This window comes from Rhizobium grahamii CCGE 502, assembly GCF_000298315.2.
Lineage (GTDB): Bacteria > Pseudomonadota > Alphaproteobacteria > Rhizobiales > Rhizobiaceae > Rhizobium > Rhizobium grahamii.
The window spans coordinates 224,867-243,519 of the sequence record NZ_AEYE02000031.1; the positions used below are offsets into that span (position 1 = coordinate 224,867).

The following is an 18,653-nucleotide window of genomic DNA, read 5'->3' on the forward strand; positions in this document are numbered from 1 at the left end:
CTGATGGATTCGATATGGGGAGTCTGCTGGCTATTCACAACGGGGCTGCTTTGGCCTAGAAGACCCGCAGGAAATACCGGTCGCAGCCCACCCGGTCAAAACAAGGGATCCTCATCATGAAGACTATCGTCATCTGCTCCGGCGGATTGGACTCCATTTCGCTCGCCCATAGGGTCGCAGCGGAGCATCAGCTTATCGGCCTGCTTTCCTTCGACTACGGACAGCGCCACCGCAAGGAACTGGACTTCGCCACGGCTTGCGCCAAGCGGCTCGGCGTACCGCATCAGATCATCGATATCCGGACCATCGGTCGGCACCTGACGGGATCGGCGTTGACCGACGACGTCGACGTGCCAGACGGGCACTATGCCGAGGAGACGATGAAGACGACCGTGGTGCCGAACCGCAACGCCATCATGCTGGCGATCGCCTTCGGCCTCGCGGCGGCCCAGAAGGCTGATGCCGTCGCGGTTGCCGTGCATGGCGGCGACCATTTCATCTATCCGGATTGCCGCCCGGGCTTCATCGATGCCTTCCAGGAGATGCAGAACCAGGCGCTCGACGGCTATGCCAGCGTCTCGCTGTTTGCTCCTTATGTCACCGTCTCCAAGGCCGATATCGTCACCGATGGCGCGAAATACGGAACGCCTTTTGCCGAGACGTGGTCCTGCTACAAGGGCGGCACGCGCCATTGCGGCCGCTGCGGCACCTGCGTCGAGCGGCGCGAGGCCTTTCATCTGGCCGGGGTCGCCGATCCGACGGAATACGAGGACCCGGATTTCTGGAAGGCGGCAACGTCAGGCTACGCGGCAAGGGAGGTGAAGTGATGTTTCGCATCACCAAGGAGTTCCATTTCTCCGCATCCCATCAGCTGACGCATCTGCCTGCCGATCACCAGTGCGCCAGGCTGCATGGGCACAACTACATCGTCGTGGTCGAGCTGGCTGCTGCCGAACTCGATGAGAACGGCTTCGTTCGCGACTATCACGAGCTTTCGCCGCTGAAGCGCTACATCGACGAGCGCTTCGACCATCGGCATCTGAACGAGGTGTTCGGTCATGATCGTGTGACGTCGGAATATCTCGCCAGGCACTTCTACGACTGGTGCAAGGAGCGGCTGCCGGAGACGTCTGCCGTGCGTGTCAGCGAGACGCCGAAGACCTGGGCGGAATACCGGCCATGAGCGGGGCTCGCCAGGCGCAGATCCGCGTCAGCGAGATCTTCGGGCCGACGATCCAGGGGGAGGGCGTGCTGATCGGCCTGCCGACCGTCTTCGTCCGCACCGGCGGCTGCGATTACCGCTGTTCGTGGTGCGACAGCCTGCATGCTGTCGATAGCGAGTATCGCGATCAATGGCTGCCGATGACTGTTGATGGCATATGGGCTGATGTGACACGGCTCTCCCGCGGCAAGCCGCTGATGGTCTCGCTTTCGGGTGGCAACCCGGCGATCCAGCCGCTTGGCGGTCTCATCGCGCATGGACATGCGCAAGGCTACAAGTTCGCGCTGGAGACGCAGGGCAGCGTCACCAAGGAATGGTTTGCCGATCTTGACGTGCTGGTGCTGAGCCCGAAGCCGCCGTCGAGCGGTATGGCGACGGATTGGGACGCCTTCGAGGACTGTCTTCGCTTGGCGGGTAACGGGCCTGCGATCGCGCTGAAGATCGTCGTTTTCGACGATCGCGACTATGCCTATGCGCGAGAGGCGTCGGCGCGTTATCCGGATCTCTCCGTCTATCTGCAGCCGGGGAACCATACGCCACCACCGCCGGATGACGACGACGCGCGCGTCGACATCGACGGCATCATGGACAGGATGCTGTGGCTGGTCGACAAGGTGACCGAGGACCGGTGGTTCGAGGCTCGCGTGCTGCCCCAGCTGCACGTGCTGCTGTGGGGCAACAAGCGCGGCGTCTAACTCTTAGACCCAACCGAGCAGTTCGCGGCGGACGACCTTTTCTAGCACCCGCATGCCGTCCTCGCTGTCGTTGAGGCATGGGATGTGGGCGAACTTCTCGCCGCCATTCTCGTGGAAGGAATGGGCGGCCTGCTCGGCGATTTCTTCGAGCGTTTCCAGACAGTCGGAGACGAAACCGGGGTTGAGGACGGCGATCTTCTTGACGCCGTCCTGCGCCAGCTTCTCGACGCTCTTGTCGGTGTAGGGCTGCAGCCACTCTTCCGGCCCAAAGCGGGACTGGAAGGTCACCATGAACCTGTCTTCGGGTAGTCCCAGCCGTTCGCGCAACAGGCGACCGGTCTTCTGGCACTGGCAATAGTAGGGATCGCCCTTCTGGAAGTAGGACATCGGGATGCCGTGGAAGGAGGCGATGATTTTTTCCGGTTCCCAGTCGAGCGTCGCCAGATGCCTGGTGACCGAGTTCGCCAGCGCCTCGATGTAGGCGTCGTCGTCGTGATAGTCGGGAACGGTGCGCAGCGCCGGCTGCCAGCGCATCTTGAGGAGATGCTGGAAGGCCTTGTCATTGACAGTTGCCGTCGTTGCCGCAGCGTATTGCGGGTAGAGAGGAAACAGCACGATTCTGTCGCAGCCGTCGTCCTTCAGCGCCTGGATGCGCGACGCGATCGACGGGGTGCCGTAGCGCATCGCCCAGTCTACCTTGACGTTGGGCAGGTCCTTGAGACGATCGGCCATCAGCTCGGCCTGGCTGCGGGTATAGGTACGCAGGTAGCTTTCGTTCTTGTCCTTGTTCCAGATCAGCTCGTAGGCCTTGCCTACCTTGCCGGGGCGGGTGTTGAGGACGATGCCGAAGAGGATCGGGTACCATTTCCAGGGCGACCATTCGATGACGCGCTTGTCGGTCAGGAACTCCCGGAGGTAACGGCGCATCGAGGTGTAGTCGGTGCCATCGGGCGTGCCGAGATTGACGAGCAGGACGCCCACCTTGCCTGATTTCACGGGCGGGTGATCCGCCGGGCGGCGTGCAGTATCAACGGTCGTCATGTGAGCCCCGGTATCTTGTCTGCCCGGCTCATACGCAGCCGGGTCACGATGGTTCACCCTATAGAACAAAAGCCGGCTCGGGAAACCCCCGGACCGGCTCGTCGTATCGAGACAAATCGTCTTACTTCGACGGAATCTGCAGTTCCTTGCCGATCGTCAGATGGCGCGGCGCCGGCTTGCCGTTGGCTTCGGAGATCTTCTGCCATAGCGCTCCCTCGCCGTAGAATTGCTTGGCGAGATCCCAGAGCGTGTCGCCGGCCGCGATCACGTGGTTGGTCGGAGTGTTGGGAGCAAGTGCTGCCGGAGCTTCAGCGGTGGGCGCGGCCGGCGCGGCCGGGGCTGCCGGAGAGGCGTGCGCGGGTTCCGTTGTGGCCGGCGCGTCGGTGCCGGAGGCTGCGACCTCGGTTACACGCCCGTCGGTGTAGGGCTTGTAGGGCGAGTGCGCTGCCAGGTATTCGGCCGCCACGTCGGCAAGGTCGGGTCCGAAGTCGTAGGCGTTCTTGCCCGCTGTCTCGAAGATGGAGTAGCCGTCGCCACCAGCGCGCATGAAGTTGTTGGTGACAACACCATAGGTCTTGGCGTCATCGAGCGCTACGAAGGCGTCGCCTTCCTTTGCTTCAACCGATACAAGGCGGCTGCCGGCGGGCTTCGACTTGTCGAAGCTGTATTTCAGGCCCGATACCTGCGGGAAGCGGCCGGCGCCTTGTTCGATCTGGCTGAGCCCGTTTTCCAGCGCCTTGCGGATGTCGGCGCCCGTCAGCTGGAAGGTCGCCAGCGTGTTCTGAAACGGCAGAACGGTGATGACTTCGCCCTGCGTGACGTCGCCGGCATCAATGGATGCGCGCAGGCCGCCGCCGTTCTGGATCGCGATCGTCATGCCCTGGTTCTTGCCGCGGTCGAGCATGGCGTCGGCCACGAGGTTGCCCATCGAGCACTCCTCAACGCGGCAGACAGTGCGGTCGCCCTGGATCGGGGCTTCGCTGGAGCCGATGACCTTCTTGCGCAGTTCCTCGATCGGCTTGGCGAGTTCCGCGATCCGCGCGGTGAGCGTCGGATCGGGAGTGAAGGAAGAGTCGATCAGGATCGGGTCGCCCTTGGCGTCCTTGACGACGCCGTTGTCATCGAAGGTGACGACCAGGTCGCCGAGATATTTGCTGTAGGACGCGGCCTGCACCACCGGCACCTTGTAGCCGCCGGGATTGTCGACCAGCGTCGGGTAGGGGCCTTCTGCCTTCGGGTCGGTATTGGACAGCAGGCTGTGCGAATGGCCACCGACGACGACATCGACATCGGGGATCTTGGCGATGGCTGCGAGGTCGCGCGGATAGCCGACATGGGTCAACGCGATGATCTTGTTGACGCCCTGCTTCTTCAGGTCTTCGACAGCCGCCGTGATGGTCTGCACGTCGTCGGCGATCATCACCTTCGGGCCGGGCGAGGAAAGTTCTTCGGTGTCGTTGGTCACTGCGCCGACGATGCCGATCTTCTGGCCGCCGACATCGAGCACCAGCGAGGGCTTGATGCGGTCGCCGAGCTTGGAACCGTCGCCAGCCAGCACGTTGGCTGAAATGACAGGGAATTTCACCTTGTCGAGAAAGGTTGCCAAACCATCCTCGCTGTCGTCGAACTCGTGGTTGCCGACGGTCATCACGTCGAACTTCATGTCGTTCAGCACTTCGGCCTCGGCGGCACCCTTGTAGGTCGTGTAGAAAAGCGAGCCCTGGAAATTGTCGCCAGCGTTCAGCAGCAGCACGTTCTTGCCATCAAGGGCGTTGCGGCGCTGGTCGATAGCAGTCTTCAGGCGGGCGGCACCGCCGAAGCATTCCTTCTTGCCTTCTTCCTCGGCGGAGCAGGTGGAATCGAACTTGTTGATCGACTCGATGCGCGAATGGAAATCGTTGATGTGAAGAATATTGAGTTCGTAATCGGCAAAAGCGGCGCTGCTTGACAGCGCCAGCATCGACGCGGTCAGCAGACCGAATTGAAATGATTTCGTCATCCTGCTCTCCTGATTTTTGGGGCGAAGCCTTTGACCCCTGTGCTCCGCCGTCCCTGCACGATCGATGTTTCCATCAAGCCCTTAACGGCGGCAAGAGAAAAAGCTGTGACAGGCCCGGCGCATTCCAAGGGCGGTAAACGAAAAACCTCGCGAGAGGCTGCTTTCTTTTTTTGAACGACGAAAATCCGCTCAGGCTGCGAAAGCAGTCATCCTCTGAAACGGGCTTGCTGAGAATTTGAGGACGGCCAGCGTGATCTCGCGGCAGCAACGTGACGTCAATCGGTCGCCCGACCCCGTTCTATAAATAACGGCAGTCGCGTCCTCGGGCCTTTTGGCAGACCAGACCCATTTAGTCCAACGCAAATCGAACTTTACAGCGCTACATGCGGCGCGTGAGCGTGAATTGCGCCCCGGCATCCGAGGTGCAGTTGAGCTGGCTCTGGGTCACCAGCGCGCAATTGACCTTGGACTGTGTCTTGCGCACCAGCGACGTCATGCTGATTTCGACCAGTGACGGAGAGGTGTTCACATAGGTGCCCGATGCCAGAAGCTGATTGCTGTCGGTGGTGCGGGTGGTGAAGGTGCCGGCCTGGAAGGTGGAGATGATGCCATTCGGATCAGCCCATGAGCCTTCAACACCTGTCTGAACCGGGCTCGCGGCAACCGGTATCGGGCGTGGCGACGACGTATTGCAAGCAGTCAGGGCTGCAGCTGCGCCGAGAAGGACAAGGAGGGTTCTGATTTTCATGAGCTTCTCCCGGGGATTCGGAACGAGAACTATCCGTTTGGTTGTGAGACACATGGCGCGGGCCAACCTTGAAGGCAAGACTTCAAGGTCGTGCAACGGCATTTATACAGCAGGCGTTACAAAAATGCCCGCCTTTCGGCGGGCATCTTCGAATGCGGGTTCGGCTGAGATCAGCGAACGAGAATGTTCTTGAACTGCCAGGGATCCTTGGTGTCGATGTCTTCCGGGAAGAGTCCCGGGCGACCTTCCAGCGGCGTCCAGTCGGTGTAGTGTCCTTCGACCGGGCCGAGGTACTGGCTCTGCACCTCGAGGCAGCGCCTGTAGTCGACTTCGTCGGCTTCGACGATTCCGGCATCAGGGTTTTCGAGTGCCCAGACCATCCCGGCGAGAACGGCGGAGGTTACCTGCATGCCGGTCGCATTCTGGTAAGGCGCGATGCGGCGGGTTTCTTCCAGCGACAGGCGCGAACCGTACCAGTAGGCGTTCTTCTCGTGGCCGTAGAGCAGGACGCCGAGTTCGTCGATGCCGTCCTCCAGCTCGTCCTCGTCGAGAACGTGGTGAACCGGCTGCGGGTTGCCGCCGTTGCCGAACATCTCATGCATCGAGAGAACCGCGTCGTTTGCCGGATGATAGGCGTAGTGGCAGGTCGGGCGGAACGTGACTTCGCCGTCCTTGTCGCGAACGGTGAAGAAGTCGGCGATCGAGATCGCCTCGTTGTGGGTGACGAGGAAGCCGTATTGCGGGCCGGGTGTCGGGCACCAGGTGCGGACGCGGGTGTTGGCGCCGGGCTGCTCGAGGTAGATCGCAGCCTTGCAGCCCTTCTTGTGCTTCTTGCCGTTCTTCGGCATCCAGTTTTCGTGAGTGCCCCAGCCGAGTTCGGCCGGCTGCAGACCTTCGGAGATGAAGCCTTCGACGGACCAGGTGTTCCAGAAGACGTTGAGCGGCTTTGGATGCTTGGTGCGCTGCGTATCGCGCTCGGCGATGTGGATGCCCTTGACGCCGACCTTCTTCATCAGCTTCGCCCAGCCTTCGCGGTCGTGCTGATCCGGTTCTTCGAACTTCAGGCCGATGTCGTTGGCGAGGTTGACGAGCGCCTGCTTGACGAACCACGAGACCATGCCCGGGTTTGCGCCGCAGGTGGAGACGGCCGTCGGGCCGCCGGGGTTCTTGGCCTTTTCCTTGCGAAGGGTTTCGCGCAGCGCATAGTTGGTGCGGTCGGCATTCTTCATGCTCTTGTCGAAATAGAAGCCAAGCCAGGGCTCAATAACGGTGTCGATGTAGAGGGCGCCGAGCTTGCGGCAGAGCTTCATCAGGTCGACCGACCCGGTGTCGACGGAAAGATTGACGCAGAAGCCCTGGCCACCGCCTTCGGTCAGAAGCGGCTTCAGCAGTTCCTTGTAGTTGTCCTTGGTGACGTGAGCCTTGATGTGCTTCACGCCATGCTTTGCCATGATTTCGGTGTGATCTGCGTCGTCTCGCGGGTCGATGACAACCATCCGGCTCTTGTCGAATTTGAAGTGGCGCTCGATCAGCGGCAGGGTGCCACGGCCGATGGAGCCAAAGCCGATCATCACGATCGGGCCGGTAATTTCGGCATATACCGGGTGGGTGTGTTCCGTCATTCTTTCTTTTCTCCTGTGGAAGGCGACGAAGGCGATAGCCTCTAAGAATTTATTTGAAAATGCGCAGATAATGCGAGATTACCGGCTCTAACCACAAAACCGCGTCACAATAAAGAGTGTTGGTCCCGGAACGCAGATATCAGACAGGCGAGAGGGCGTCCGCAAGCGCCCGGAGTTTGGCTGCAAGCTCGGCTTTTTGCAACGCCAGGCCTTTGTAGGCGGCCTGATGCTCGTCGAGACAATCGAGTTGTGCGGCGAAGCTTTCGGCGAGTTTGCCGGCGTCGGGGTGGTGAGCGATTGCCGCGATCGGATCGACATAGATGCGGATCGTGAAAAGGATATCGCCCGATCGCGGCAGCTTGCGCAAGGTCTGGCGCTCGACGCGAGCGAAGCGATCGGCGAGCGTGAAAGACTCGGCTGACGGCGGGCGGCGGTGCTTGGAAACCGGCAGGAAGAGATCGTCCGTGATATTGACGGACCAGTTAAGTCGTTCCACCGGCTGCGAGATCTGCAGGTTATCGAAGATGCGGGTGATGAGCGCCGCATTTCGAGTGCCTTCTCCAAAACCGGGTACGTCGGCATGGATCGCCTGCATCGGGCGACCGAACTTCTCCTGCAGCGACCAGGAGGAGGGGAAGGCGACGAAGCCGGCGACGAGGTGCCAGCCATCTTCCTTGCGCCGCATGATGACAAGGTCGTCCTGCACCAGCAGGCCGGCGCGCAGGAGGGGCGGGGCGTTGGTGTCGGCGGCATTCGCCGTGTCGTCCGAAAGCCCGGGATGGCGCTCGGCAAGGTGAGCCCGCAAGAGATCGTACGTCTCTTGTTGTGTCCCTTCGGTTCCGCCCTCGGCCATGAAGATCTCATCGCGATGGGCTTCGAGCAGTCTTCGCTTTTCGCCGACATAGCGCCCCCAATCGCCGTCCGGTTCGATCCAGCGAGCGAGATCGAGCGGCATCAAGCCGATGGTGAACGGGCGGGCGGAACCATCATAGGGCGTGTAGATCGGAAGCGTCATGACCGCACTCTATCCGGTCAACGTCCCTTGATGGAAGACCATGCGCCACTGGCAATCGGCGTCATGCCGCCAGATGGAGCTGCGCAGTGACCTGACTTGCGGGCCGGTTGGAACGGTTCGTATCGCCCGGTAGGTGACGAGCGCCAGGTCGGGAGCAAGCAATTGCAGCTCGAAGTCCGTCAATGTGCGTGTCGTCCCATCCAGCGGCTCTGCGAGCAGGCCGGTGATGACATCCTGGTATCCATAGAGGCGGCCGGATGCGCCGATTTCCCTGAATTCGGGCGAGAGAAGAGACTCGAGCGCAGCTGCCGAGGTGCGGACATTCGGCTCAAACAGCCGTTGTTCCAGAGATCGAAGATGCTCGGTGAGGTCGCTCATGCCGTTCCTGTCGTGGTCGTTCAGCTCTTCAGGATATCCAGCCCTTGGGTCGTGGTTGTGATGGCGACCTCGGTGATCTCGTATTCGGCGATGCCGTGCACCGTGAACGGGTCTTCGGCGACATAGGCCTCGATTTCGGCACGCTGGCCGACCGCAAGGACGACGCCGCCGGTGCGCGGCACCTTGCGGCCGGAGGCGAGAAACCAGCCCCTTGCATAGCCTTCCCTGACCCAGGCCATATGCGGCTCCATGTGCTTATCGGCTTCCTCGTTCGGCTTCACGTAGGTCAGGGCGAGGATGAACATCGCAGAATTTCCTTTCAGGGTGTTGCGTTCCGACGTATGTGGATATTCAATTGCTGAGGAGCCATCCATATTCTTTTTAGAATTCTGCTCCAAAGTGCGAACCGTTGAAGTCAGGACGCCCGGAACAATCGGATGAACCAGATATCGGAGCGGCTTGCCGAGTTGCAGGAAGACAGCGCTGTCCTGATCGCCCTTTACGATCAGGAAGACCGGCTACGCTATGCAAATCCGGCTTTTCGTTCGACCTTCGCCATCGAACCCGACGAAACACCCTTTTGGTCAGAATTGATGCGGCGCAATACGCGCGCCGGCAAAGGGACGATCATTCGCACCGCCGATTTCGAAGTGTGGCTCGTTTCCGCGCAATCGCGCCGCGGCAAACTGCCGTTCAGGGCCTTCGAAACCGATGTCGTCGATGGCCGATGGTTCTGGATGACGGAGACGGTACAGAAAGATGGCTGGATGTTGTGCATCGCCAGCGACATCACCCATCTGAAGCAGAGCGGGCGGGATGTCAGGCAGGATCGCGACTTTGCGCTGCGCGCCTCGCAGACGGACGAACTGACGAGCATTTCCAACCGCCGTTTCATGATGGCCGCGCTGGAAAGCCTGATCGCGGGGCAGACCTCTGCCAATGCCGGCATTGCCGGCTGCATCTGCATCATCGATCTCGACTTCTTCAAGCGCATCAATGACATTTACGGCCACCAGGTCGGTGATGATGTGCTGATCGATTTCTCACGCCGCGTGCAGCCTGTCATTCGCCGGCGTGACAGTTTCGGGCGGATCGGCGGCGAGGAGTTCATGCTGATCCTGCCGGATACGACGCTTGCGCAGGCGGAACTGATCGTCGACCGCATTATCAGGATGGTGCGTGGCGCCCGTCCGATACCCACGGTAGCGTCCTTCTCCTATACATGCTCGGCAGGATTGGCGGAGTTGCGTCCGGGAGAGACGGCACGGGAAGTCTATGCCCGTGCCGACGAAGCCTTGTACAATGCCAAGCAGAGCGGCCGCGATCGGTTGAAGATCGTGGCCTAGCCGACGAGCCGCGCCGGGATCAGTCCGCGCAACGAATTGCCCATATAGAGCTTTCCGGCTGTCAGATCGTTGACCGAGATGCGGCCAACGCGCGCCTTGTGCTGGCAGATCAGCTCGGTGCGCAACACGCCGGCGAGCAGGCCGCAGGAGATTGGCGGCGTACGCAACACGCCTGATCCGTCGTCGAGGAAGACCGAGGTGATCGTACCTTCGCAGACCTCGCCGCGCTCGTTCAGAAGCAGGACTTCGTCGGCTTCGGATGCCGGATATTCGGCGCGCGCAGTCTCGTAGACACTACGGCGCGTCGTCTTCATCCGCAGCAGTTTGTCGGCGGAATCGAGACGGGTTTCGGCAATCCGAACTTTCCATCCGGTGTCCGCCGGTGTCGGGACGAAAGGAGCCGTGGTGACCACGATTTGCCCCAGCCGATCAAGCGTCAGCCTCGTTCGCTGGGCGGTCGAGGCGCCGACAACGGCCTCTTCCAGTTTCGAGGCAGCGCCGGTCGGGTCGGGAAAGCCGATACGGCGGGCAGAGCGGGAAAGGCGGGCAAGATGCAGGCGCAACCTGACGAAACCGAAATCCGGCTCCCAGCGCAGCGTTTCTATCAGCGAGAAGTCGTTCATCGCGCGATCTCCTGATCGCCGATCGCAAACCGTGCCTTCAGCAGGCATTCCTCGTATTCGGCTTCGGCGGTGGAATCGAAGACGATGCCGCCGCCGACGTTGAAGACCGCCTTGCCGCCCGAAAACAGACTGATGGTGCGGATCGCCACGGAAAAGCGCATGGCGCCTGATGGAGCAATCATGCCGATCGCGCCGCAATAGGCGTCGCGTGGTGTGTCTTCGAGCGCGTGCAGGATCTGCATGGCGCTGAGTTTTGGAGCGCCGGTGATCGATCCGCAGGGAAAGAGCGCGGCGAAGATATCGCGAATGCTCAGATCCGGGAGAAGTTTCGCCTGCACGTGGCTGACCATCTGATGGACAGTCGGATAGGTTTCGATGTCGAAGAGCTTCGGAACATCCAATGTGCCGACCTCCGTGATGCGCGAGATGTCATTGCGCAGCAGGTCGACGATCATGCGATTTTCGGCCTGGGTTTTGATGTCCTCGCGCATGGCGGCGATGATCGCCGCGTCCTCTGCGTCATCAGCCCCGCGCTTTGCCGTTCCCTTCATCGGGTGGGTTTCGATCCAGCCTTGCTCGTCGGTGCGGAAGAAAAGCTCGGGCGAGCGTGAAAGAAGGGTGGGCCCGCCCAGATCGACCAGCGCGCCGTATTTCACAGGCTGTCTTGAGATCAGCGACCAGAAGGCAGCCTGGGGATCGCCGTCCCAGCGGGCGGTGATCGGCATGGTGAGGTTTGCCTGGTAGCAATCGCCTTGGCGCAGGTGCCAATGCAGGCGATCGAAGCGCTCTCTATATGTAGCAAAACCCCAACCGGCCCTGGGCTCGCTGAGGAACTCGCCGTTCTCTCCGCGCTGTTTCGGCTGGGCAAGCGGATGGGTATCGGCTTCGGGTGCATCGAAGATGCCGAAGGCCAGCAGCGGTGTTTCCCGGCCTTCCGACAGGAACGCTTCCAACTTCTCCTCGAAGAGATAACCCGCTTCATAGGCCATGTAGCCCGCCAGCCATTTGCCGGCGGCTTTTGCTTCTTCCATACGGGCAAGGCCGGCGATGAATTCCGCGCGCGTCTGGGCGATGATGATCTCCGACGGATCGGAAAAGAGCATCACTTGCCCGGTCGTGTCATCCCGGAACAGAACGTAGCGTTCAGCCTTGGTCATGCCTGCCTTTGGATCGAGAGCTTATGCGCTCTTATCAAGCGCTTCCAACTCGTCGATCAGCCCTTCGATCATCGACAACCCCTTGCTCCAGAACGACGGATCGGTGGCATCGAGGCCGAACGGCTTCAAAAGTTCCGAATGGTGCTTGGTGCCGCCGGCCTTCAGAAGCTCGAAATACTTATCCTGGAAGCCCTTGTCGGCCTTCTGGTAGACGGCATAGAGCGAGTTAACCAGGCAATCCCCGAAGGCATAGGCGTACACATAAAAGGGCGAGTGGATGAAGTGCGGGATATAGGCCCAGTAGGTCTCGTAGCCTTCCGAGATCTTGATCGCCGGCCCGAGGCTTTCCGACTGAACGGAGAGCCAGAGTTCGCCGATATCGTCCGAGGTTAGTTCGCCGGCCTTGCGAGCGGTATGGACCTTGCGCTCGAATTCGTAGAAGGCGATCTGGCGCACGACCGTGTTGATCATGTCCTCGACCTTCTGGGCAAGCATCGCCTTGCGCTCGCGCTTGTCCTTGGTCTTGTCGAGGAGGGCGCGGAAGGTCAGCATTTCGCCGAAGACGGAAGCGGTTTCGGCGAGCGTCAGCGGCGTCTGGCACATCAGCGCACCCTGGCCACCGGCCAGTACCTGATGCACGCCGTGGCCAAGCTCGTGGGCAAGCGTCATCACGTCGCGCGGTTTGCCGAGATAGTTTACGAGCACGTAGGGGTGCGCTGACGGAACGGTCGGATGGGCGAAGGCACCCGGCGCCTTGCCGGGGCGAACGGGAGCGTCGATCCACTGTTCGTCGAAGAAGCGCTTGGCGATCGCGGCCATCTCCGGCGCGAAGTTGCCGTAGGCGGACAGAACCGTGTCCTTTGCCTCATCCCAGGGGATGACGGCATTGGAGGTTTCCGGCAGCGGCGCGTTGCGGTCCCAGAAATTCATCTGGTCCATGCCGAGCCATTTCGCCTTCATCTTGTAATAGCGGTGCGAGAGGCGGGGATAGGCGTCCTTGACGGCAGCCGCCAGCGCATCGACGACGTCGCGCTCGACGCGGTTGGCAAGGTGCCTGCTGTCGGCAATGTCCTCGAAGCCGCGCCAGCGGTCCGAGATGTCCTTGTCCTTGGCGAGCGTGTTGGTGATGAGGGTAAAGGTACGAAGGTTTTCCTTGAAGGTCTGCGCCAGCGCCATCGCGCCCTTGTGGCGGACTTCCGGATCCTTTTCCTGCAGCATGTTCAGCGTGACTTCGAGCGGCAGCTTCTCGCCGTCGACGTCAAAGCGCAGCTCCGCCATCGTCTCGTCGAACAGGCGGTTGAAGGCAGCGGCCGAGGTCATCGACTTTTCCAGGAACAGCTGTTCCAGCTTGTCTTCCAGCTGGTAGGGCTTGTCTTTCCGCAGATCGACGAGCCAGGGGCGATAGTGGCCGGCATCCGGGTCGTTTGCCATGCAGGCGTCGATCACCGCGTCGTCGATGCGGTTGAGCTCGAGCGCGAAAAACAGGAGGTGGCTGGAGAATTCGGTGATCTTCGCCTGGGCGTCGCCATAGAGCTTGCCGTTCACCGGGTTCGACGTGTCGGAGAAATAGGTAAGCCCAGCAAAGGAGCCGAGGCGTCCGATGATGTCGTCCAGCGCCTCATATTCCTTCAGTGCCTGACCGATGCCCTCGGCACCTTTTTTGGTCGCGGCGTCGGCAAGCTTGCCCTTCCACTTCTCTTCGAAGGCGATTGCCTGCTTGCCGGCTTTTTCCATGTCGCCGGTGAAGGCAGTGGAGGTTGCGGAGGGGTAGAGGTCCTGCAGTTTCCAGGTCGGCAGCTCGCCGAGAGCGGCATCGGTCGCGGAGGCGGCAGAACTTGCCGAAAACTTAATGGTGGCGCCGGGGAGCATGTTTTTCATCATCAGGGTCCTCTTCCTCTTTTGCGACAGGCTTGACTGTCTATGCCGCTAAAGGCTTGGCATCAAGGGGCTTTCGGCTGCCCAGAAGCTCCGTTTCGGGTCGGATTCGGCTTCGTCACAAACGTTAAAATGCAATTGTTTCTCAAAACTGGATGTTCAAGCCTTTCTGCGAGAGTGCCTCCAGGTTTCGCATGAAGTGAGGCAGCAATGACCGGTTACCATGAGCTCAAGGGTGCAGCGCAGATACTTGTCGTCGAGGACGACCCGATCCAGCGTCGACTGCTCAAGAACGCGATAGAGCGTCACGGCCACGTCGTACATCAGGCGGAAAACGGCCGGATCGGGCTGGAGATGGTGAAGAGAGGCAGCGGCCTCTATAATGTCATCGTTCTTGACCTGATGATGCCTGAGATGACGGGCCTCGAATTCCTTGAGGCACTGCACGAATTCGGCACGCATGTTCCGGTGATTGTCCAGACAGGGCAGGGCGGTATCGAGACCGTGGTGCAGGCGATGCGCGCAGGCGCCTTCGATTTCGTGGTCAAGCCGGTTTCGCCTGAGCGGATTGCCAATTCGATCTCCAATGCCCTGAAGCTCGATCAGCGAGAGGTCAAGGCACGAGCCGGTCGCCGCTCCCGGTCCGGCAGCGTCGGCTTCGAGGATATTGTCTCCGCGAGCCCGGCGATGCTCCGCGTCATCGATCTGGCACAGCGCGCAGCCCAATCGAACATTCCGGTCGTGCTTGAAGGCGAGTCCGGTGTAGGCAAGGAGTTGGTCGCCCGTGCGATCCAGTCTGGCAGCGACCGCTCCGGCAAGCCGTTCGTCACGGTCAATTGCGGCGCCATTCCGCACAATCTGGTCGAAAGCATTCTCTTCGGCCACGAGAAGGGCGCCTTCACCGGTGCCACCGAAAAGCACATCGGCAAGTTCATGGAAGCCGATGGCGGCACCATCTTCCTCGACGAAATCGGCGACCTGCCGCTCGACGTGCAGGTCAAGCTGTTGCGCGCCGTGCAGCAGGGGGAAATCGAGACCGTTGGTGCGCGCACTGCGCACAAGGTCAATGTCCGGCTGATTTCGGCGACCAACAAGGATCTGATCGAAGAGGTCAAGAGCGGCCACTTCCGTGAAGACCTTTATTATCGTCTGAACGTCTTCCCGATCACCATTCCGGCACTCCGCAAGCGCAAGGAAGATATTCCGCATCTCGTGCGGGTCTTCACCGAGCGCTTCTCGAGCGAGCAGAAGGGTAGCCACCGCATGTCGGTGAGCGCCGGCGCCCTGGCTCTGCTCACTGCCTATGATTGGCCTGGCAACATTCGTCAGCTCGAGAATGCGATTTTCCGTGCGGTCGTGCTTGCCGAGGGCGGCGAACTCACCGAAGCGGACTTCCCGCAGATTGCCGCCCAGCTACCGGAATACGATGTCGTCGATCATCTGGCGCTCGTCGCCGATAACACGCGCCTCGACCGCCAGAGTGACGCCTCGGCCGCCACCTATCCGGCCCATCAGGCCAGCGTCGAAGAGGCCGTCGCCCGAATCACGGAGGCGCCCGATAACGCGATTGCCAGCACGAACCCGGCCGGGGAAGTGCGAAAGCTTGCGGATGTGGAAGAGGAATTGATCCGATTCGCCCTTAAATTCTACCGAGGGCAGATGAGTCAAGTGGCTCGGAAATTGGGCATTGGACGATCCACATTGTACCGAAAACTCAAGGATTACGGCATAGATCCGGACAATCCGCAGAAGGACGCCGCATAATCGCCTAAATTAACACTCCGGCAATCATCTTTTGTTACCAATCAGAAACCACTTGTTAGTGGCCTGTTCATTATGTAAGGAAAAGGTTGATCACGTGTGGCATTTTTGCCATCGTGTGACCGCATTTAACGGCCAACGGTGTCAAAGAGGGACTATCGGCTGTCTGACGGGGATTGAGTTTGCCGGATCTGAATGGGAATACGAAACCTTCGCGCTTGAACGGGCGCACTAGGTTCACGGACCTTTGCGGAAAGGTGTTTAGGACGGCTATGGCCGCCCTTCTCGCACTCGCTGTTTCGTCGCCGGTTCTGGTCAGTTCGCCTTCCGAGGCGGCCGGCGAAACACGTAGCCTCAAGCTCTACTTCATTCACACCGGCGAAAAGGCCGTCATCACCTACAAGCGCAACGGCCGATACGACCCGAAGGGTCTCGAGCAGCTGAACCGCTTCCTTCGCGATTGGCGCAAGAACCAGCCGACGAGGATGGACCCGCGCCTTTTCGATCTCATCTGGGAAGTCTACCGGCAGAGCGGCTCGCGCGACTACATCAACGTCGTCTGCGGCTTCCGCTCGCCTGCCACCAATGCCATGCTGAAGGGCCGTTCCCGCAATTCCGGCGTCGCCGAGAAGAGCCAGCATATGCTCGGCAAGGCGATGGATTTCTTCATTCCTGACGTCAAACTGGCCACTCTGCGCGGAATCGGCATGAAAATGCAGGTCGGCGGCGTTGGATTCTATCCGAAATCCGGCTCCCCCTTCGTTCACATGGACGTCGGCGGCGTTCGCGCCTGGCCACGCATGAGCCGCGAGGAACTGGTTCGGCTCTTCCCGAACGGCAACACGATGCACATTCCTGCGGATGGCCGTCCGCTGCCGGGTTACGAGCAGGCCGTGGCGGATTACAAGCGCCGCGTGAGCTCGACGCAGGTGCAGATGGCAAGCTCGGGTGCCTATACGGGCTCGTCGTCAGGCGATCAGCCGAAGCATAAGACATTGTTTGCCGCCCTGTTTGGTGGCGGTGCCGATGAGGCCGAAGACAGTTCTGATGATGATAGCAGCGTAGCAGTGGCTGTCGCCAAGGCGTCGCCGCCGGCGGCCAATATGCCAAACGCCGCCAATCCCGGCGAGCAGGCGCCCGCGCAGGCTACTGAAGTCGCAAGCGTAAATGCGCCGGTTCCGCAGGTGCGTCCGGCGTTCGCCAATCAGCCGGGCGGTAGCGAAGTCGCCAGCGCCCTCGTTGCTCCACAGTCCGGAAATGCAGCCCAACAAGCCCTCTCTGCTGTGACCGAGCAAGGTCAGCAGCAGTTTGCGGATCTCAGCGCCTACAGCGTACCGGTTCCATCTCTGCTCGGACCGCGCCGCTCTCCAGGCGATGCGGAAGTCGCTTCAGCCGACCCGTCTGCGATGACGGGGAATCTCGCAGCGGTTCCAACGCCGGGTGAACGACCGGCGCTTGCCGAAAAGCTTCTGGCTGCGGCGGATGCCGATGCTGAAGCCGACGACGATGTGGCAGACCAGGAAGATACGCTTTCTCCGGCCGTTGCCGATGCCCTTGACCAGCAGAATGGTGATGGCGACCGTCAGGTCGCGTCCAACCAGCCGCCGGTCACGAGCGTCGAGCAGGCTATTAACGCGGCGATACCGCAAAAGGTTCCAAGCGAAAAGGCTCCGCTGCAGCTCGCTGCACTCGCGCCGGCTACGAAATCAGCAAGTTTTGGCGATGGCTTCGATGCGCCGAAGCCATCCGATGCTAGCGGTGTAGCTCAGGGTCTGCCGACCAAGGGTGGCCGCCCGACAAAGCATGAGGCCGCGGAGGCCGACGCCAGCCGGGCTACCGTTCGGACCGAACCGAAGCTGACGCAGAAGATCATCTCGCAGTGGGCGCTCACCAACTCCCGTATGGAGATGGTCACCAAGCCTGTGAAGGCGCCGCGTTTCGTCAGCCAGACACTTCGCGCCCAGCCGACTGCAGTCTATGCTGAAGGCTTCACCAAGACGGCGTCCATTGATCCTGGCCGCTTCAGCGGTAGTGCGGTCAACTTCATGGAAGTGCGGAAGTTCGTATCGAACTGATGGTTCCACAAGGAATTTCGAAAGAGCCGCCGGAGCGATCCGGCGGCTCTTTCGTTTCTTCGATGTGACGGAAAGTCGCGCGGCGAGGTGCGGCTTAAACAAGAGCTCGGGTTGATTTTCATTTCTAGATCGAGAATAAAGCGCCTCCGATATTCTCTGTAAGTGAAGATATGGATCTGTCCTCAATCGAAATCTTTCAGGCGGTCGCATCGACCTGCAGCGTCACGAAGGCCGCGGCGGCGATAGGCCGGGTACCGTCGAATGTCACGACGCGCGTCCAGCAGCTCGAAGAGGGTCTCGGGGTGGCGCTGTTCTCGCGCGATGGCAAGAAGATGTCGCTGACGCGCGAAGGCACGGTCTTTCTCTCCTACGCTACACGTCTTGTCGACCTGGCCGAAGAAGCAAAGCAGGCCGTGCGGCCGCTCGCTGCCTCGGGCGCGCTGCGTGTCGGAACGATGGAAAGCACGGCCGCGAGCAGACTCCCTGATGTCATCAGGCGTTTCGGATCGCTGTGGCCAGATGTCTCATTGCAATTGACGATGGGGGCGACACGGGAGCTCATGCAGAGCGTGCTGGCCGAGGAAGTGGATTGCGCATTGGTCGCAAGACCGCCCGAGGCTGCGCTCGACGAGGCGCGCTATGCCGATCTCGACCTCGGCGGGTTCGATGCGCGACGCATCTATGTCGAGGAGCTGATCCTCGTCCTGCCGCCGAAGCATCCTGACGTCAGGGATGCAAGGAACCTTCGCGTCGACACACTTGCCGTCATGGAGCCAGGCTGCACCTATCGGCGGATGGCCGAGGAGTGGGCTGAAGGTGCTGCCTCGCTGCACACCCTCGAGCTCGGCTCCTATCATGCGATCCTGGCCAGCATTGTCGCCGGCAATGCCTTCGGTGTCATGCCGCGCTCCGTATTCGACCTCCTGCGATGGCCGGCTGATATCGTTACCCGCGAAATCGGCGCAGTGGAGACGTTTCTCGTTCGTCGTGAGGGCAGTCGATCGGACTCGTTCGAGGCGTTTCACGATGTCCTCGTTGCGTCGCGAGGCAGGGACCGCCTTTCACTCTCAAGCGGCTAACAGGCCCGCACCCCAAA

At 60.8% G+C, this 18,653-nt stretch carries 17 protein-coding genes; 7 read left to right on the top strand and 10 right to left on the bottom strand.

The features are described 5' to 3' along the window. Positions 1 to 116 precede the first annotated feature (116 nt). From queC to queE, 3 genes are read left to right on the top strand one after another with little or no spacing between them, the layout of a single operon-like run. Positions 117 to 827 (top strand): 7-cyano-7-deazaguanine synthase QueC, encoded by a 711-nt coding sequence (queC, locus tag RGCCGE502_RS25605; RefSeq protein WP_016557113.1) that lies wholly within the window; start codon positions 117 to 119, stop codon positions 825 to 827. After that, the gene (gene queD / locus RGCCGE502_RS25610) at positions 827 to 1,183 is read left to right on the top strand and encodes a 6-carboxytetrahydropterin synthase QueD (protein WP_016557114.1); all 357 of its coding nucleotides are present in this window, start codon (positions 827 to 829) and stop codon (positions 1,181 to 1,183) included. Before queC ends, queD begins: the two co-directional genes overlap by 1 nt. Further along, complete coding sequence (gene queE, locus RGCCGE502_RS25615) at positions 1,180 to 1,917, top strand: 7-carboxy-7-deazaguanine synthase QueE (RefSeq protein WP_016557115.1); 738 nt, start codon at positions 1,180 to 1,182, stop codon at positions 1,915 to 1,917. Before queD ends, queE begins: the two co-directional genes overlap by 4 nt. A gap of 3 nt (positions 1,918 to 1,920) precedes the next feature. Here queE and hemH read toward each other — a convergent pair whose 3' ends face one another. The 7 genes from hemH to RGCCGE502_RS25650 all read right to left on the bottom strand — a co-directional run bounded on the left by hemH (position 1,921) and on the right by RGCCGE502_RS25650 (position 9,025). Further along, entirely contained in the window at positions 1,921 to 2,958 is a 1,038-nt protein-coding gene (gene hemH / locus RGCCGE502_RS25620; protein WP_016557116.1) for a ferrochelatase, read from the bottom strand. Positions 2,959 to 3,079: 121 nt separating this feature from the next. Next, the gene (locus RGCCGE502_RS25625) at positions 3,080 to 4,957 is read right to left on the bottom strand and encodes a 5'-nucleotidase C-terminal domain-containing protein (protein ID WP_016557117.1); all 1,878 of its coding nucleotides are present in this window, start codon (positions 4,955 to 4,957) and stop codon (positions 3,080 to 3,082) included. 379 nt (positions 4,958 to 5,336) lie between these two features. Further along, a complete protein-coding gene (gene omp10 / locus RGCCGE502_RS25630) occupies positions 5,337 to 5,705 on the bottom strand; it encodes an outer membrane lipoprotein Omp10 (RefSeq protein WP_016557118.1) in 369 nt (122 codons plus the stop codon). Positions 5,706 to 5,875: 170 nt separating this feature from the next. Continuing rightward, the gene (locus RGCCGE502_RS25635) at positions 5,876 to 7,327 is read right to left on the bottom strand and encodes a homospermidine synthase (RefSeq protein ID WP_016557119.1); all 1,452 of its coding nucleotides are present in this window, start codon (positions 7,325 to 7,327) and stop codon (positions 5,876 to 5,878) included. Between the two features lie 139 nt (positions 7,328 to 7,466). Then, a complete protein-coding gene (locus RGCCGE502_RS25640) occupies positions 7,467 to 8,342 on the bottom strand; it encodes a heme-dependent oxidative N-demethylase family protein (RefSeq protein WP_016557120.1) in 876 nt (291 codons plus the stop codon). Between the two features lie 9 nt (positions 8,343 to 8,351). Beyond that, entirely contained in the window at positions 8,352 to 8,720 is a 369-nt protein-coding gene (locus RGCCGE502_RS25645; RefSeq protein WP_016557121.1) for a nuclear transport factor 2 family protein, read from the bottom strand. Positions 8,721 to 8,740: 20 nt separating this feature from the next. Beyond that, a complete protein-coding gene (locus tag RGCCGE502_RS25650; RefSeq protein WP_016557122.1) occupies positions 8,741 to 9,025 on the bottom strand; it encodes a YciI family protein in 285 nt (94 codons plus the stop codon). Positions 9,026 to 9,157: 132 nt separating this feature from the next. Between RGCCGE502_RS25650 and RGCCGE502_RS25655 the strand changes: the two genes are divergently transcribed. Beyond that, positions 9,158 to 10,066 (top strand): sensor domain-containing diguanylate cyclase, encoded by a 909-nt coding sequence (locus RGCCGE502_RS25655; protein ID WP_016557123.1) that lies wholly within the window; start codon positions 9,158 to 9,160, stop codon positions 10,064 to 10,066. On the opposite strand, the gene RGCCGE502_RS25660 is transcribed toward RGCCGE502_RS25655, so the two are convergent. Genes RGCCGE502_RS25660 through RGCCGE502_RS25670 form a run of 3 tightly spaced genes read right to left on the bottom strand, consistent with a single transcriptional unit; the run spans position 10,063 to position 13,724 of the window. After that, positions 10,063 to 10,689: an aminotransferase class IV family protein gene (locus RGCCGE502_RS25660; RefSeq protein WP_016557124.1), complete on the bottom strand. Its 627-nt coding sequence runs from the start codon at positions 10,687 to 10,689 to the stop codon at positions 10,063 to 10,065. The genes RGCCGE502_RS25655 and RGCCGE502_RS25660 overlap by 4 nt on opposite strands. After that, a complete protein-coding gene (locus tag RGCCGE502_RS25665) occupies positions 10,686 to 11,846 on the bottom strand; it encodes an aminodeoxychorismate synthase component I (protein WP_016557125.1) in 1,161 nt (386 codons plus the stop codon). Before RGCCGE502_RS25665 ends, RGCCGE502_RS25660 begins: the two co-directional genes overlap by 4 nt. Positions 11,847 to 11,867: 21 nt before the next feature. Then, entirely contained in the window at positions 11,868 to 13,724 is a 1,857-nt protein-coding gene (locus tag RGCCGE502_RS25670; protein ID WP_040675657.1) for a M3 family oligoendopeptidase, read from the bottom strand. 207 nt (positions 13,725 to 13,931) lie between these two features. Between RGCCGE502_RS25670 and RGCCGE502_RS25675 the strand changes: the two genes are divergently transcribed. The 3 genes from RGCCGE502_RS25675 (at position 13,932) to RGCCGE502_RS25685 (ending at position 18,636) form a co-directional block, all read left to right on the top strand. After that, positions 13,932 to 15,485 carry a sigma-54-dependent transcriptional regulator gene (locus tag RGCCGE502_RS25675; protein WP_016557127.1) on the top strand — a complete coding sequence of 518 codons (1,554 nt, stop codon included), beginning with the start codon at positions 13,932 to 13,934 and terminating at the stop codon, positions 15,483 to 15,485. Between the two features lie 179 nt (positions 15,486 to 15,664). After that, positions 15,665 to 17,557 carry a peptidoglycan L,D-endopeptidase MepK gene (locus tag RGCCGE502_RS25680; protein ID WP_040675619.1) on the top strand — a complete coding sequence of 631 codons (1,893 nt, stop codon included), beginning with the start codon at positions 15,665 to 15,667 and terminating at the stop codon, positions 17,555 to 17,557. 170 nt (positions 17,558 to 17,727) lie between these two features. Further along, positions 17,728 to 18,636: a LysR substrate-binding domain-containing protein gene (locus RGCCGE502_RS25685; RefSeq protein ID WP_016557129.1), complete on the top strand. Its 909-nt coding sequence runs from the start codon at positions 17,728 to 17,730 to the stop codon at positions 18,634 to 18,636. Positions 18,637 to 18,653: the final 17 nt, after the last annotated feature.

Excerpts from the sequence above, each read along its gene's own strand:
- queC (WP_016557113.1), top strand. The coding sequence starts at position 117 with ATGAAGACTATCGTCATCTGCTCCGGCGGATTGGACTCCATTTCGCTC.
- queD (WP_016557114.1), top strand. The coding sequence starts at position 827 with ATGTTTCGCATCACCAAGGAGTTCCATTTCTCCGCATCCCATCAGCTG.
- queE (WP_016557115.1), top strand. The coding sequence starts at position 1,180 with ATGAGCGGGGCTCGCCAGGCGCAGATCCGCGTCAGCGAGATCTTCGGG.
- hemH (WP_016557116.1), bottom strand. The coding sequence starts at position 2,958 with ATGACGACCGTTGATACTGCACGCCGCCCGGCGGATCACCCGCCCGTG.
- RGCCGE502_RS25625 (WP_016557117.1), bottom strand. The coding sequence starts at position 4,957 with ATGACGAAATCATTTCAATTCGGTCTGCTGACCGCGTCGATGCTGGCG.
- omp10 (WP_016557118.1), bottom strand. The coding sequence starts at position 5,705 with ATGAAAATCAGAACCCTCCTTGTCCTTCTCGGCGCAGCTGCAGCCCTG.
- RGCCGE502_RS25635 (WP_016557119.1), bottom strand. The coding sequence starts at position 7,327 with ATGACGGAACACACCCACCCGGTATATGCCGAAATTACCGGCCCGATC.
- RGCCGE502_RS25640 (WP_016557120.1), bottom strand. The coding sequence starts at position 8,342 with ATGACGCTTCCGATCTACACGCCCTATGATGGTTCCGCCCGCCCGTTC.
- RGCCGE502_RS25645 (WP_016557121.1), bottom strand. The coding sequence starts at position 8,720 with ATGAGCGACCTCACCGAGCATCTTCGATCTCTGGAACAACGGCTGTTT.
- RGCCGE502_RS25650 (WP_016557122.1), bottom strand. The coding sequence starts at position 9,025 with ATGTTCATCCTCGCCCTGACCTACGTGAAGCCGAACGAGGAAGCCGAT.
- RGCCGE502_RS25655 (WP_016557123.1), top strand. The coding sequence starts at position 9,158 with ATGAACCAGATATCGGAGCGGCTTGCCGAGTTGCAGGAAGACAGCGCT.
- RGCCGE502_RS25660 (WP_016557124.1), bottom strand. The coding sequence starts at position 10,689 with ATGAACGACTTCTCGCTGATAGAAACGCTGCGCTGGGAGCCGGATTTC.
- RGCCGE502_RS25665 (WP_016557125.1), bottom strand. The coding sequence starts at position 11,846 with ATGACCAAGGCTGAACGCTACGTTCTGTTCCGGGATGACACGACCGGG.
- RGCCGE502_RS25670 (WP_040675657.1), bottom strand. The coding sequence starts at position 13,724 with ATGAAAAACATGCTCCCCGGCGCCACCATTAAGTTTTCGGCAAGTTCT.
- RGCCGE502_RS25675 (WP_016557127.1), top strand. The coding sequence starts at position 13,932 with ATGACCGGTTACCATGAGCTCAAGGGTGCAGCGCAGATACTTGTCGTC.
- RGCCGE502_RS25685 (WP_016557129.1), top strand. The coding sequence starts at position 17,728 with ATGGATCTGTCCTCAATCGAAATCTTTCAGGCGGTCGCATCGACCTGC.